Source organism: Anatilimnocola floriformis (assembly GCF_024256385.1).
Lineage (GTDB): Bacteria > Planctomycetota > Planctomycetia > Pirellulales > Pirellulaceae > Anatilimnocola > Anatilimnocola floriformis.
In genome coordinates this window covers 901,013-915,912 of the sequence record NZ_JAMLFW010000002.1, presented here as the reverse complement: position 1 = coordinate 915,912, position 14,900 = coordinate 901,013, and the positions used below count along the sequence as shown (strand labels likewise).

The window sequence follows — 14,900 nt, the reverse complement described above, 5'->3', positions numbered from 1 at the left end:
GTGCGGAGCATGGGGAAATCCCGCAGACCCCTGCTCCATCAGCGAATTGGCCGCAGTGGCAGGCTGTTTTCGAGCAGTCCGCGGCGGGCTGCCTGCGCTTGCGGCAGCACTGCGCTATCGGGCGGGATTTGCAGGGGATGCTGAGTGCGCGGCTGCATACCGCGGCGAATGACGGCTAGGACATTGCCATCCCACTCCTGCTTGAAGAGGTGGAGTGGGATTTTAACGTTGCCACGGATGGGATCGGCGACATATACCATCCCTTCGCGTTCGCCGCGAAAAACGACGAAATGCTTGAAGTCGTCCTTGATCAAACGAATAACAACCGGCGCCGGCAGCGTCGCCAACTTGGCATACTCCAGCTTGAGCACCGCGGCTGCGTATTGCAGCTTGCCGGCGCCGCGGGCCAGATCTTCCATCGAGAGGCCGTTCTTCTCACGATCCTTGATCTGCTCTTCATTCAGCCCCGCCATGGCAGCATCGAGAATCCGTTCTTCACTAACCGGATCTTCGAAGTAGTAACGCAAGAGCGTGCCGAGCGAGGCAGCTCCGCAGGTGTATTCACGCTCCTGCAGCATGACGTTGCGGCTCTTCGTCGCCGTCCACGGTTGCAAGGTGGCGTTAAAGTTGCGCTGCGGACTAGGATAGCGCACGACGTCTGGCTTTTCCGCCGACGCGAGAGGAGCCATGCCGAGATACGCAGCCGCGAAGAAAACAGGCAGCCGAATTGGAGTCGTCATGTCGGTTGCCATTAGTAGCGATGCGTGCGCAAGACGCCGACCGACATTCGCGGCGCGTCGTCCGTAATTCCATGAATCAAAAAGAACTCGACGAACTGCTTTTCACACAGCCGATGCACAATCGAGTGCCGCAGCAAGCTCGACTCGAGTCCGGTATCTGGTACTCGTTTCCCCAGGATGCCGAAGTCGAGTTGCACGACCGTTTGCAACTGCGTGCTGAGCGTGATGTCGTCGTTCACCGCGAAACCAAGGCCAAAAGAGCCATTAAACAGCTCGCCTGGCTGCACGTTGATATTTTGAAATTCGCTCGCAAATTGATGGGAATAGCCGAGCGAAGCGAACAGCACGACCGGATCGTAAGTACGAACGACCGTTGTATTGAAGCTCAATGTGCAGAAGCCGCTGCCGAGCGCGGCTTGGTTCGTCGTCAAACCACCAATGGCTGCGGGACCGGTCGGCGCGCTCACGCTGAAATTGGTAATGATGTCGGCGCACTCGTTCTTTCCGTCGCGCCACAAGTAATTCACGCCGAGCAGAATATCGCCCACGCCGTAGACATCGTCGACGTCGTCGCCGGCCGAGTTCGAGCGTTCGTAGAACGACGCGCCGGCGGGCAACGTGAGATAAGGTTGCCAGCGCTCGGCTAATCCATAGCGAATGCTGAGCGTGCCGAGGATCTGCCGGGCGTCGGTGAACTCGGGCACGATGCTGCTATCGGGCAGCACCGAGAGGAAGGCGTTCTCTTGCAGCGCGTATCGCAGGCCCCATTCCACTTCCCAAGTGCCGGGCTTGAGCAGCACGGCAGACTGCCGCAGGAAGACGCGCGAGTCATCGGGAGGCGCTTCGCCGAGACGTTTGGGTTCGCGCGATTTCTCCTGCGACTCTGCCGAGTCAGTCTCCGCGGCCCAAACCGGGACGATTAGATTGGTATTCGACGGCAGTTGAAATCGCGCGGCCAGTTCTTCGTTGGCCGCCTGTTGCGCCCACAAATCTCGCAGCAATCCCTCACGCGTTTGCCATTCGGTCGGCGAACTGGGATCGGCCACGGGCAGCAATTCGCACACTTCCTCGGCCGCTGCGGTATTCGCGGCGAAAACTGCAAAAACACCGCACAAAACGATAAAAATCGAGCGTGCCGACCAATTAGAGAATTTCCCCATCTTTGTTGTGGCCCGTCCGTGTCCAACTAATTTGGGTCTTAGTGCGAGACGCAAAACAAAACGCACTTCGCAACGCGTCACCGCACCCTTGGTCACTTACATCTTTTCTTTCGAGGAGTTCTTCCATGAAACGTATCTTCACCATCGCCGCCATTGTCATCTGCAGCTCGCTCGCCTCGTACGCTTCGGCCGCCGAACCAGCCCGCGACCGCGCCGCCGACACCAGCGACGTCACCGCCTTCCTGGGCCTGCAAGACAACCAATTCCAAGCCCTGTCGGCCACCGAAGCCAACGAAATCCGCGGCACGGGTGGCTGCTACTGCCACGGCGGTGGCGGTCTGCTCAATCTCAACCTCAATGCCAACGTGAAGGCCAACCTCAACGTGCTGGGCGCGGTGAAGGTAAAAGCACACGTCACTGCAAACATCCGTGTTCGCTAGACGTGCTCTCCCCTGAACACGATGCCAAACTCCATTTTGGCTCAGTGTTCGAGAGGGTGGACTGGAGTCACGAGTTCGCGTACTGCCCCATGCGTCTCGTTTTCGCCAGTCCACCCTTTTTTTGGTTTGCAGGGTTAGCATCGGCGACTTGCCAGCACAGCCTGCATAAGCAAAAGTCTGCTCACAGATAGGAAAATCCTACTGGAGCGATCTCAGGGCAGATTCATCGCAGCCAACATCATCTTGGCTGTCGCTCAACGTTCAAGACTGTCGCCGCCGCGGAATTTAACCGCGCTCTGTCCCGCGGCTTGCTGAGGAACAGCCCCCGCTTAGAATGAGGCGTTGAAGTCCATTCATTCACGGGGCCGTAGCTCAATCGGTTAGAGCGCGGAACTCATAATTCCTCGGTTCCCGGTTCAAGTCCGGGCGGCCCTACTTTTTCAGATCGGCGCGGTTGACGGCGCATGGCGGTGGAAACGATTGTCGAATGGCTGCAACGGAGTTTGCTGGCCGGTGAGGGCGGCGTGATGCTGCCTGGGGAAGGTAAGCCGCGCGAGATTGGTTGGAAGGAAGTCGCGGCACGGGCCTGCAGGGCGGCCGATGCGCTTGCGCGGCTGGGGGTTGGAGCGGGCGATCGGGTGGCGATCGCGGCGGGAAATTCACTGGAATGGATCGAGGCGGATTTTGCGATTCAAATGCTTGGCGGCGTCGTGGTGCCGTTGCACATTTCGCTCGCGGCATCGCAACTCGCCTGGCAACTGCAACACAGCGGCAGCCGGTTGCTGGTCGCCGAGGCAGGCTTGGTGAACAAGCTGCCGGAGTTGCCGGCAGATCTCAACATCGTGTCCTTCGATACGCTCGCCGGGGGAAATGAAGCGGCTGGCCGCGAACGGTGGGCGGTCACGCGGCGAAATGTTTCGCCGCAAACGCTGGCCAGCATTGTGTATACCTCCGGCACGAGCGGCGAGCCGCGGGGGGTGATGCTCACGCAAGGCAACCTGGCGGCCAATGCTGCGGCGACGCTCGACGCCTTCGGCCGGCAGGACGACGATCTGCGTCTCAATATGTTGCCGTTCAGTCATGCGTTCGGGCGGATGAGCGATTTGTATGTCTCGCTGGTTGCGAACACGCGGCTGGCCCTCGCGCGGTCGCGCGAATCACTGATCGCCGATGCCCGGCAAGTTCAGCCGACGTTGCTGGTCGTCGTGCCGTTGCTGCTGGCGAGATTGAAGCAAGCGGCGATCGCGCAGTTCGGCGCCGACGATTCCTCGGCGATTCAAAAATTGCTCGGCGGTCGGTTGCGCGGATTCATCTGCGGCGGTGCGGCGTTGGCGGACGAAGTGCATGAATACTTCGCTGGGCAAGGGACGCCCGTCTATGAAGGGTATGGACTGACCGAAGCTGCCCCGGTCGTTTCGGCGTCGAGCGCGCAGGCCAGCAGTCCGCGCGGTGCTGCCGGACGCCTCTTGCCAGGCACCGAAGGGAAGACCGCGGCAGACGGCGAACTGCTGATTCGCGGTCCGCAGGTGATGGCCGGATATTGGCAGGACGAGCCAGCGACGAGCGCCGCAATCCAGCACGGCTGGTTGCATACGGGAGACTTGGGAACCGTCGATGCGGAGGGATTTTTGACTCTGCACGGCAGGAAGAAAGAGTTCATCGCGCTCGCCAGCGGCAAGAAGATCTGGCCGGCTGCGATCGAAGCGTTCTTCGCTGGCGATCCGCTGATCGAGCAAATCATGCTCGTCGGTGAAGGCGAAGCGGCGCTCGGCGCATTTGTGGTGCTCAAAGACAGAGCGGCAGCAGAACTCAACTCAGCTGACAACCGGCAACGGGTGCTCAAGTGCCTGGCCGAGCGGCTGAGTGAGCGCGCTGCGCACGAGCAAGTCCGGCGCGTGTGGCTGCTACCAGAACCGTGGACCACCGAGCGAGAAGAACTCACGCCGAAGCTAACGCTACGGCGGGCTGTGATTCTCGGCCGCTACGCAGATTGCGTGCGGCAGATGTTTGCTACGTAAGCTGGATGGGGCTTAGGGGCCATCGCCCTTGCCACGGGGACGGACTGGTCCCTTCGGACGAACCGCTGGTTCACCGAGCACATCGCCAGGGAACCGTTGCGGAGCACCGGCATTGGTGCTGGGATGCTCATCCGGCTTGGGCGGCAAGTAGCGGCGGAAACCTTCGACATCGTCGGCTTCATCGAGCAGCTGCAGATTGCCATCGCCGTCGAAGATCAGGATTTCGCAAGGCTCCGGCACCTTGTCGGAACGCCGGGTATCGAGGTTCGGAATGTCAGTTCCACCTACGAAGTCGAGCACCATCGCATTCGTCTTGAAGGTGTATTTACCGATGTTGTGAACCGACAATAGCGACGGATGGATGACATCGATTTCCTTTTCGAAGTTCAGCATCGAGCCGCGATAGACTTCCTTCTCGCCCGCCACGTCGGTGGCGAGCTTGTTGTCGAACCCGACGGTCAACAAGTTGACCAGCGGCTGCGTCGTCAGGATCGGCGGCGTCATGGTCACATTCGGCGGCGTGCCGATTGCCAACGGGCCACCGTTGCCAGCCGTCGCCTTGCCGGCAAAGTAGCGCGTCACTGGCGGCAGCTCGGCGATTTCGCTGGGTTCGCTGTAATCGGTTTCGAGCAGGAACGGTCGAGTGGCTGGATTAGCAACGGTCTCGGCGCGACGAACGCGAGCCAAGGCGGCCGGGCTCATCGATTGGATCGATGGCTTGCGGAGCGGCTGCGAACGCGAAGGATCCCAGCGGGGCGGTTGATCGCCGACGTAAGGATTATTCGGATCTTCCAGAATCAACTTGACGCGATAACGGTACTTGTGATTTGGCTGGATCGTCGTATCGGTGAAGCGGAGCAGACGGTACTTGGCGAGCGCGACCTGCGGCCCCATCTGGCCGTTTGGTCCCATTCCCATCATCCCTTCGCCAGGGCCGCGGGGCGGCATTCGCATTCCTTCGCCAAAACCGGGACGAGGCATGCGCATGCCCCCTTCGCCACCAGGACCCGGCATGTTGCCGCCGGGGGCGATGGGTGCTGCCGTGGGGTCTGTCAGATCTTCTGATGGGTTCGCGGCGGGAACAGCGCCAGGGCGAGGACCGGCCATGCCGGCGGCCAATTCTTCGGCGGTTTGCCGATGGGCGACGGGAATGTCAGGGTGCAGGAGGGCTTCGTGAATCTCCCGCTGCATGAACGGTGGGACGCGGTTGGTCAGAATCGGGTCGAGCGCATTGAGCTCGACCACTTCCGCTGGCGACGGCCCCCAGGTCATGTTCATTTCGTTCAACGCACGGGGAATCGACAGCAGCTCCCAGTTGGCTTGCGCGGGATCGATGCCTGGGTTGGCGGTAACGTCGGCTCGTTCGATGCGATAGAGAACATAGCGAGGAACGTCGCGGGCTGGATCGAAATCGAGCGCGTCCTTGAACGACTTTTCGTATTCCTCAAATTGCTTCTCGACCGGCACGGCAGCCATGATGACCGCCGCCCGAGCTTCTTTGGCAATGGTCTCGCCGCCGGCGTGATAGCCAATGATCGATTCGGGGTGCAGCACTTTCGAAGCCGTGCCAGGCATCCCTGGCATGCCGACGGGCGGACCCATCCCCATGCCTTCCATCATTCCTTCGCCGCCGGGACCTTCCAGCACGCCGCCGGGGCCGCGCTTCGGGCGCGTGGGGCGTTTGCCTTCGCCCGGTGGTTGACGGGGAGGAGGAACCGGGCGAACGGGCTGAGCCCCTTCCATGCCTGGGCCGGTGTTAATCGAGGCTCCCAGAATCGGATCGACATCGGTCTTCGTCGGCAAGAAAGCCATCGGGCCATGCAGCACGACGACTTTCACTTTTTCAGGAGCAAACAGGCGCGGATCAGGACGGGAGATCGCTTTCGGATAATCGGGAATCTTCCAAGCACTGTTGAGCACGTAGGCCGTGGAAACATTGGCCACTTGTCCTTGCTTGACCAGCCCTTGCACGTCGTGCTCGATTTTCCGTTCATTCTTGATGATGTCCCAGTGACCCGGATTGTTGATCTCCGTGGTCATGCGCTGGGCTTCGCTGCTGAGCTTGTCCGGCGATTTCGTTTCGTCCAAGTTCGGCAGACTGACCCCCTGGTAGATAAACCAGGCGACAGCAACCAGCACGAGACAAAGGACAATCTTCTCGACATGCAGCATGAGCATTTGCTGCAGCTTGGCGGAATCGAATTTGATCTTCGGTGCTTTCATGTGCCTCTCTCCGTACTTGCCTCAGCCCCTGCTCAACCTATCTCAATCTCAATCTCAATCGCTCAAAATACTAACCACCGGCGTTCGTCGCTGGTGCATTCGACATCGCCGTCGCGCCGGCTGGTGCGGCTGGCAAACCGAGCTTGGCACGGTTTACCGGGTTGTAGATGTACACAATCCCATACAGCTCGAGCTTGATCAAGTTTGTATCGACCGTCGCATCGCGCGTCAGGCTGCCGGCGCCCGTTCCCATGCCCGGAATGCCTTCGCCGCGCTGGCCGCCAAAGCCACCACCAGGAGGAGCAGCGGAGAAACCTTCACCACCACCGCCACCACCACCAAGACCGTTCATCGCAAAGAACTGGCTCGGATTGCCGATGGGGGCCGGTTCGCGATTGAACCGCAACTGGCGAACTTCTACAGGCAGCGGAGCATTGCCGAACTCGGTCAACAGCTTGGCGAGCCGCCGCTGATCGATCTCCAATCGCAAACGAACCGGCATCCGCTTCGCCACTGCGAGCAGCGCGGCGTCCGGATTGGTCGGTCCCATCACGGGAGCACCCGGGGCCGTGACTTCGATGGCTTGCCGGAGCTGAAATCCAGCCAGCGGCACATTGTTTTTATCGACATACCGCCAGTTACAAGGATCGGCGGCATTGAAGCTCGGATCGGTCGAAGGATTCGTCGGCGGAGCGCCGGGAGCAGCCGCAGTACCCGGAGGCGCGGTCTGCATACCACCACCTTCGCTAAATCCAGGCGGACGCGCGCCGCCAGGGGCATTCGGATCGTTTCCCAAAGACATCACTTTTCCCGCCAAGCCCAGGGCCGAGCGGCCGATGCGGACGAACTCGATCTGCTTCACGGCAGCGTCGTGGCGACCTTCGTAGCCGTCGTTCGTACGCTTGATGATTTCCATCAAGTTCTGCAGCACCCACAGGTCTTCCTGCGCATAGAGCACATCGAGCGTGGTGGGGTCATTGGCCCGCGCGGTAAAGCCGAAGTGTTCGGTCAGGAGCGACTTTTGATTTTCGGGGCTCCAAAGGACCATCGAGCGATCGTGCTCTTCGATGGGCCGACCGTCAGGACCCATGCGGGTCGGAGCGGTTGGGGCAAACTCACCACCGCCAGGGGCTCCAGAGGCGTCGCGCGTGGCTTGCCAACGGCCGCCAATCGTGGTGGCCAGGCGAGGGAGTTCGTCTTCGATGAAGTCGCGATACCGCCGCCGAAAGCTTTCTGGAATCATCAGTCGCAGTTCCGCTGTCTTCACCGGAACCTTTTCGATCGGCCGCAGATCTTTCACCGCATCCTGAAAATCCTGATCGAATGAAGCAGGCCACACGAGCACCCCTTCCTGACGACGATACTGCAGATCCCAGCCGCGGGCGATCTCTTCGCCGTAGGCCATCGACAGCTCAACCATCTTGATGTTGGTGCCAGGATTCGGATGCTTGGCGAGCTTCGGATTAATACCGTTCAGGCCATTGAACGCACCATCAATCTTGGCCTTCGCCGCAGTGCGCTGCTCCGTCAACGTGCTGGTAGCCATGTACCACACGCCCACGGTGCCGAGCAGGATTACGACGCACGCAATCCAGAAGGCATACGGCTTGATCTTGACGAGTTGTTCTTTGAGTTGATCCATCTTTTCACCTGCACTTCAAACCAGCCCCTGCCAACGTGACCGAAACTTACGCCCCGCACCTCACTAGCCTGGCGGCGGAGTGGGGGGCGGCGTGGCGGGAGTAGTTGCGGGAGGAACTGTCGCTGGTGGCGCGGCAGCGGGATTCATCGGCGGAACGGCGACCGGTGGATTAAGTACGTTCATGGGCGGCGTTGTGGGATTCGCCGCTGGCGGAACGGCTGCTGGTGGAACAGCTGCCGGATTGTTCACCGGCGGAACTGCGGGAGCGACGGGCGCGACCGGAGCTGCGGCTGGAGGAACTGCCGCGGGCGGCACTGGTCCCGGCCGAACTCCGCCTGGTGGAACCGCCGTTGGCGCTGGAGCCTGCTGCGCTGCCGCAGCAGCCTTTTCGGCCTCGGCTTTGGCCTTCGCCTTTCGTTCTTCCAAACGAATCGTGAGCGGCTTTTCTTGCCAGCAGAACTGAACAATGAAGTTGCTGCGCGGCACGTTGAACGACGGCGGATTGTTCGGATCGTCAGCCATCGGGAGTCCGCCGGGCTGAAGCTGTTCGCCTGGAGCGCCGCCCACACCGGGGCCCGCGTAGTTTGGATTGATCAAGCGATAGGTGCGGTCCGGCGGCAGATCCTGAGCCAGGATCGCGTAGCCCAAACCGAGTTCCTTGAAGGTGAAGCGATCGTTCGCTCCGCCGGGACCCGTCGGCAGCGCCACCGAACCGTGCTCCAGCGTCTTCAGCAGCGTTCGCTTCACATGCTCCGAGCCGCCGATGGCCGATTGCCGCGGATCGTTGAAGAAGTGATAGCCCTGGATCTCAAACACCCAGCCCGGACCCTTCGGGCCTGGCACATTGATGCCCGACACATCGAGCGCGCCGGCATTGCTCGCCGCGACAGCCGGATTGCCATAGCCACCTTCGCCGCCCGGATAAGCCGGCGGCGGCGGAGGCGCTGGCATGGGGGCCGGCGGCGGAACACCAGGGGTGCCGGGCGCCGCGGGGGCTGCGTTCTGCACCACCTCGGGATTCTGTTCGATGTATTTCCGCTTGACGGTGTCGTTAAACCACACGGCCAAGTCGGGGAAGTGTTGCGTCTCGATGTACTCGATTTTCAGATCCTGCTGCTGAATGAACGGCAACTGCTTGTGATCGGGAATCTGACCATTGCCGAGCTTCTTCGGATCCGAAACCATCTTCGGCAGCGATTCGTTGATGGCCTTCATCACTTCCAGCCACAGCACGCGACGGTCGGCGGCGCCGACCACTTCGTTGCCGATGCTCCGCATCTGCTGCTGCATCTTCAACTGATCTTCGTCCGACTTCAGGTGCTGACCGCTGACCGCGCTTACTTGCGTTGCGTCAGTGATTGACTTCTTCCAACTCGTACCGTTGTTCTCGTGCTCTTCGTAGACCTGTTCCCACTTGCTGTAGTGCGAAATGAAGTTGATCGCACAAGCCAGCACGATGGCAGCCACGCCCGCGACAGCCCAGGGCTTTTTCGCCTTCACCAGTCGTTGCGTGAGCAGTTCTCGCGGCAGCAGGTTCGTCTTGAGCTTGCTGCGGTTGAGGGCTTGCACGCACAGACCATACGCGCTGCCGAAGGCCAGCAGGTTGTCTTTGAACGATGGCGAAGTCACCACCGACGCCCCAGTGAGCCGCCGGAAGGCGTCGAGTTCCATGCTCTCGTAACCCAGGTGCTTACCCAGGTATTGAGCAAGGCCGGGGAGCTTTACCGTGTTGCCCAGCATCACGATGCTGGTGATCTTGGCTTTGCGATCGAGGCTTTGAAAGAAGCCGATCGAGCGCTGGATTTCGGTCACCATGTCGCCGAAGACGGGCCGCATGGCTTGGAAGATCGCCTTGGGATCTTCGGCCTGGCGAGGATTCCGCTTCAGATGCTCGGCCTTGGCGAAGGTCAGCTTGAGATCCTTCGACAGCTGCTTGGTGAAGTGGTTGCCGCCGAGCGGAATGTTGCGCTGCCACACGCGATAGCCGTTGGTCACGACCAGGTCGGTGGTTTCGGTGCCGATCGAGAGCACCACCGTGGATTGCGGCGGTTTGTCGGAGTCGTAATTCTCGCCTTCCGGCAGCGGATTGGCGATGTCGTGCGCAAACCAGTTGTAGATCGAAATCGGCGCCAGCTGAATGACGTCGATCTCGATGTCGGCGTCTTGAAACGGCTTGAGGGCCTTGGCCACTTGCTCGCGCTTCATCGCGAACAAACCGATCTCCGACTCCATCGCAAAGCCGTCAACCTCTTGGCTGCCGGGCATCCGCTGGTAATCCCAAATCACGTCGGCCAGGGCGAACGGAATCTGCTGGCGGGCTTCGAACTTCACGATGTCGGCGATCTTCTTCACATCGACCGGCGGTGGCTTGAAGTAGCGCGCAAGACCCGCTTCGCCCGGAACCGAGATGGCTACCTTATCGCCGCGCAGATTGTTGCGCGAGAGGAACTGCTCGAGCGCTTCTTTGACCAGCTGAACCGGATCGGCGTCCTGTTGAGTCAGCAGCTTGGGATACTCGATGTAATCAAAGCTGTCGGCGACCACCACCTCGCCATCGAGCCGGCAGCGCAAAGCCTTGAGCGCACAACGACCGATGTCGATTCCCCACACCCCAGCAGATCTTGCCATGGGTTAGTCCTCTCCCCGCACTGCGCCATCGCAGTAACGACTCTGTGAATGCCCCTGGGCGAATGCCCGTGGTCGAAATTCCGCGTCGCTGCTAGCAACGAGAATTACAGGGTGGATGCGTAGCTACTGAGGGTCGAGACCGTCATCCAAGGAGGTCGTTGAGATAAGCCCGACCTGGCCTGACCGATTCTGGCGACTGCGCACAACTCTGTTCCACGTACCAATCTATCGACGATCGCCTGCCAATGTCAATGTTTTTACGGCAATGTTACGGGAGCGAAGAAAGGACAGAACGGCTGAAAGACGCCATTTCACCCACCCAACCGGGCGGGCGTGCTTCACAACAGTTGTTGAAGGTTTTGCGTTGCAGCTAAGTGGTTTTTCGTCAGCGACTTACGACAAACCACGCCCGAAATCTCACAACAAAACGCAACAGTTTTACAACACTTCACAACAACTCGCACAACAGTCGACCGCGGCCGAGCGAGCGATTCCGAAGAGTTCGGCTCTCGAAGTCGCAGCCGTGACAACCGAAGAGGCCAGAATCCGTCACTAGGAACGGCGAGTTCACAGACATGACTGCGCAGGCTGACGGCACGAAGAAGTGCAGTTCGATGATTCACCAGCTTGCCAAAGAACAGCGCGGGCGGCTCATTTATATACTATTGTCCACTCTGTGTCAAGAGGCTTATATTTGGTCGTCTCGCAACTCAAGCCAGGCCGCAGCCGACTGCTCCGGCGATAAAACGACAATCGCGGTTGACGCTGAAGCGGCAACCGCGACTGATTTTCGATTCGATTCAGATGTCGACATCGAGCAGTTCCTTTGGCAACTGCTCAACATCATAAGCTAACTAAGCCTTCGGTTCTTTCCGCAGCTGGATCCATTCGCTGTGGAACTTCTGATCGAGCGGCTTGTCGGTGCGTTGATACGTGTGAGCACCGAAGTAGTCGCGCTGGGCTTGCAGCAAGTTGGCCGGCAAACGTTCGCGGCGATAGCTGTCGTAATAAGCCAAGGCGTTGCTGAACTCGATGACCGGCAGGCCCATCTGGGTCGCGGTGACGACCACCTTCCGCCACGAGTCCTGGGCCTTCTTCAAGGCTTCGGTGAAGAATGGGAAGAGGAGCAGGTTCTCGAGGTTCGGCTGCGCGTCGAACGCTTCCTTGATCCGTTCGAGGAACTGCGCGCGGATGATGCAGCCGCCGCGCCACAACAGCGCAATGTCGCCGTAGTTGAGCGGCCAGTTGTGTTCCTTGGCCGCGGCTTGCAACTGCACGTAGCCCTGAGCGTACGAGCAGATCTTCGAAGCGTAGAGAGCTTGCTTCACGTCTTCGATGAATTGCTTCTTGTCGCCGATGTTCACGCCGGCAGTCTTCGGGCACGGACCCGAGAGAATCTTCGAAGCGCGAACGCGGGCTTCCTTGAAGCTCGACAGCGAACGGGCGTACACGGCTTCAGTGACCATCGTGCTCGGTACACCGAGGTCGAGAGCCAGCTGGCTCATCCACTTGCCCGTGCCCTTGGCGCCGGCGGCGTCGAGGATCTTGTCGACGAGATAGCCGTCGCCACCTTGATCATCCTTCACGCTGAAGATGTCGCGGCTGATTTCGATCAGGTAGCTCTGCAGCTCACTGCGATTCCACGAATCAAAAACATCGTACAGCTCGTCGTTCGACAAGCCGGCCGCTTCCTTCAGCATGAGATAGGCTTCGCAAATCAGCTGCATATCGCCGTATTCGATGCCGTTGTGAACCATCTTCACGTAGTGACCAGCGCCACGCGGGCCGACCCATTCGCAGCAGGGAATGTCGTTCTTCGGACCAACCTTGGCGGCAATTGCTTGGAAGATCGGCTTGACGAGCGGCCAACCCTTTTCGCTGCCGCCCGGCATCATGCTGGGGCCCTTCAGCGCGCCTTCTTCACCGCCGGAAACACCGGTGCCGATGTAGAGCAAACCCTTGCTCTCGACATACTGCGTACGGCGTTCGGTGTTCGTGTAGTGCTCGTTACCGCCGTCGATAATCACATCGCCGGGGGACATCAGCGGGATCAACTTCTCGATCAGATCGTCGACGGCCTGCCCCGCTTTCACCATCATCATGATCTTGCGCGGAGCCTTCACCGACGCGACGAGATCTTCGAGTGAATGAGCGCCGGTGAACTTCTTGCCCTTCGCCCGGCCGTTGATGAACGCATCAGTAACCGAAGTAGTGCGGTTAAAAACAGCGACGCTGTAGCCGCGGCTTTCCACATTGAGAGCGAGGTTTTCGCCCATCACAGCGAGACCAATGAGACCGAAGTCGGCAGTGGGGGCTGGGGACTGGGAACTGGGGGCTGGGGTGGGAGACATTATTCAACCTTTGCGTTTAGAGAGCTTTGTAGTGCGTGTAACCGGCGGCCGAGGATCTCGGCTATTTTCAAGACTTCATCCACTTGTGGCTGCGTGCAGAATTCCAATTCAACAGCCAGACAGATTTGAGTTTCTAGTTCAGCTAATGAGCCCAAAGCGATGGAAACAAATCGAATGTATTCACGAGTTGAGTTGCGAGCATGACCTTCAGCGATGTTCGATGGGATCGAAACGGCTGCACGGCGAATCTGGCTAGTTAGTCCATAAACCTCGCGGCGAGGAAAGTCGGCGGAGAGCTTGTAAACGCTCTTCGCCAATCCAATGGCTTCCTTCCAAACCACCAAGTCCCGGTAACTGCGAACAGTGGTCATGGCTTCTTTCCCCAGCCCCCAGTTCCCAGCCCCAAGTCCCTTCCCTACACACCCTTCCAACTCGGCTTTTCCGGCAGATAGCTGTCGAACTCGGCGAGCAACATTTTCTGATACTCACCAGCAAACGTTTCATTCAAAAACCGATCAATGCCTTCGTCGTGGAACCGCTTCCAGCTGGCATCTTCGTTGCCGGGGTTGATCGGATAGAAGAGGCAGTTGTTGGCTTTCGCAGCCGAGTAGTCTCCCGGGGCATCGCCGATCATCAGCGTGTGGCTGGGGGCGTACTTCTGCGAGTTGGTGAGCACTTCCTTCTTCGTGCCGACTTCCTGGCCGCAGATCGCCGTCACGTATTGATCGATGCCGTGCTCGCTCCATTCCTTCTTCAGCGCGTCGTTCGGCGTCGCCGAGCAGACGATCATGTCCGCCTTGCCTTGCAGCTTCTTCAGGCTCGCATCGACATACGGGAACGGCGGGACGTGGCGAACCATTTCGTCGACGGTCTTGTTGACGGCTTTCGACCAGGCGAGGCACTCGGTCAACGCCTTGTCGCCGCTGGCCTTCACCTTGGCTTCGAGGGCCGGGTTGCCGAGCTTGGTCTCTTCCTTCAACCATTGCCGCAGCGACGGCGGGATTTCGATCTTCACACCACGAGCGATCACCTCGGGCCGCTTTTGCAGCCATTCGAGGGCTTCGATCAGCGCGGGGAAGCGATTGATGCCGCGGCTCTTGCTATAGAGATTCACGAACTCCGCACACTCGCGAGCATACTTGCTCACGGCTTGCAGGCCGTAGTAATTGATGATGTTCGGAATGAAGCATTCCTTGTGCTTCAGCTCCATCGTGTCGAACGTGCAACCGTCGGAATCGATACCGACGAGGAAGGGATGCTTGGGGGCTATCTCATACATGATGGTTTGGAGGCGAGAGGCGGGAGGCGGGAGGCGAGGGAAAGGCGAGTGACGTCACTCGCCAAGTTTCCTTCGCAGCGCCTTCTGCAGGTTACGGATCATTCGACTAAGGCTATCCAGTGCTCTAACAAGCTTTTGATTTGCTGCATTTCGACATAGCCAAGCCGATTTGCAATCAAGAGCTGCGTTTCCAGCTCGGCCAGGGATCCCCGCGAAATCGACAGGAATCGCAGGTAATCCTTGGTGGTGTCTCGTTCGTGTCCTTCGGCAATATTGGATGGAATTGAAACAGCAGCGCGGCGAACTTGACTGGTCAGACCATAGATTTCAGACTTCGGGAATTGTTCTGTCAGTCGATATACATCAACCGAAACCTGCATGCCAATTTGCCAGACCTTCAAATCCTGGTAGCTCGGCAT

At 59.5% G+C, this 14,900-nt stretch carries 12 protein-coding genes and 1 tRNA gene; 4 read left to right on the top strand and 9 right to left on the bottom strand.

From position 1 onward, the window contains the following. Nucleotides 1–38: 38 nt before the first annotated feature. Together M9Q49_RS28335 and M9Q49_RS28330 are read right to left on the bottom strand one after the other, a co-directional pair. Nucleotides 39–740 (bottom strand): C39 family peptidase, encoded by a 702-nt coding sequence (locus M9Q49_RS28335; RefSeq protein WP_254512669.1) that lies wholly within the window; start codon nt 738–740, stop codon nt 39–41. An 11-nt stretch (nt 741–751) separates the two neighbouring features. Then, on the bottom strand, nt 752–1,786 hold the full coding sequence (locus M9Q49_RS28330) for a transporter (RefSeq protein ID WP_254512668.1): 1,035 nt from the start codon (nt 1,784–1,786) through the stop codon (nt 752–754). 239 nt (nt 1,787–2,025) lie between these two features. Here M9Q49_RS28330 and M9Q49_RS28325 point away from each other — a divergent pair, with 239 nt between their 5' ends. The 3 genes from M9Q49_RS28325 to M9Q49_RS28315 all read left to right on the top strand — a co-directional run bounded on the left by M9Q49_RS28325 (nt 2,026) and on the right by M9Q49_RS28315 (nt 4,358). After that, nucleotides 2,026–2,340, top strand: coding sequence for a hypothetical protein (locus M9Q49_RS28325; RefSeq protein ID WP_254512667.1), 315 nt, complete (start codon nt 2,026–2,028; stop codon nt 2,338–2,340). 361 nt (nt 2,341–2,701) lie between these two features. Further along, nucleotides 2,702–2,775, top strand: a tRNA-Ile gene (locus tag M9Q49_RS28320). Nucleotides 2,776–2,804: 29 nt separating this feature from the next. Beyond that, complete coding sequence (locus tag M9Q49_RS28315) at nt 2,805–4,358, top strand: AMP-dependent synthetase/ligase (RefSeq protein WP_254512666.1); 1,554 nt, start codon at nt 2,805–2,807, stop codon at nt 4,356–4,358. A 12-nt stretch (nt 4,359–4,370) separates the two neighbouring features. Here the strand turns inward: M9Q49_RS28315 and M9Q49_RS28310 are convergent, their stop codons facing one another. The 3 genes from M9Q49_RS28310 to pilM form a co-directional block, all read right to left on the bottom strand. After that, nucleotides 4,371–6,581 (bottom strand): hypothetical protein, encoded by a 2,211-nt coding sequence (locus tag M9Q49_RS28310; RefSeq protein WP_254512665.1) that lies wholly within the window; start codon nt 6,579–6,581, stop codon nt 4,371–4,373. Nucleotides 6,582–6,651: 70 nt separating this feature from the next. Then, on the bottom strand, nt 6,652–8,223 hold the full coding sequence (locus M9Q49_RS28305; RefSeq protein WP_254512664.1) for a hypothetical protein: 1,572 nt from the start codon (nt 8,221–8,223) through the stop codon (nt 6,652–6,654). Between the two features lie 63 nt (nt 8,224–8,286). Beyond that, nucleotides 8,287–10,851: a type IV pilus assembly protein PilM gene (gene pilM / locus M9Q49_RS28300; RefSeq protein ID WP_254512663.1), complete on the bottom strand. Its 2,565-nt coding sequence runs from the start codon at nt 10,849–10,851 to the stop codon at nt 8,287–8,289. A gap of 575 nt (nt 10,852–11,426) precedes the next feature. Between pilM and M9Q49_RS28295 the strand changes: the two genes are divergently transcribed. Beyond that, a complete protein-coding gene (locus tag M9Q49_RS28295) occupies nt 11,427–11,705 on the top strand; it encodes a hypothetical protein (protein ID WP_254512662.1) in 279 nt (92 codons plus the stop codon). Here the strand turns inward: M9Q49_RS28295 and gnd are convergent, their stop codons facing one another. The 4 genes from gnd to M9Q49_RS28275 all read right to left on the bottom strand — a co-directional run bounded on the left by gnd (nt 11,706) and on the right by M9Q49_RS28275 (nt 14,900). After that, complete coding sequence (gnd, locus tag M9Q49_RS28290; protein WP_254512661.1) at nt 11,706–13,202, bottom strand: decarboxylating NADP(+)-dependent phosphogluconate dehydrogenase; 1,497 nt, start codon at nt 13,200–13,202, stop codon at nt 11,706–11,708. Then, the gene (locus tag M9Q49_RS28285; protein WP_254512660.1) at nt 13,202–13,573 is read right to left on the bottom strand and encodes a four helix bundle protein; all 372 of its coding nucleotides are present in this window, start codon (nt 13,571–13,573) and stop codon (nt 13,202–13,204) included. Before M9Q49_RS28285 ends, gnd begins: the two co-directional genes overlap by 1 nt. 44 nt (nt 13,574–13,617) lie before the next feature. Further along, a complete protein-coding gene (locus tag M9Q49_RS28280; RefSeq protein WP_254512659.1) occupies nt 13,618–14,481 on the bottom strand; it encodes an HAD family hydrolase in 864 nt (287 codons plus the stop codon). Nucleotides 14,482–14,579: 98 nt separating this feature from the next. Beyond that, entirely contained in the window at nt 14,580–14,900 is a 321-nt protein-coding gene (locus M9Q49_RS28275; protein WP_254512658.1) for a four helix bundle protein, read from the bottom strand.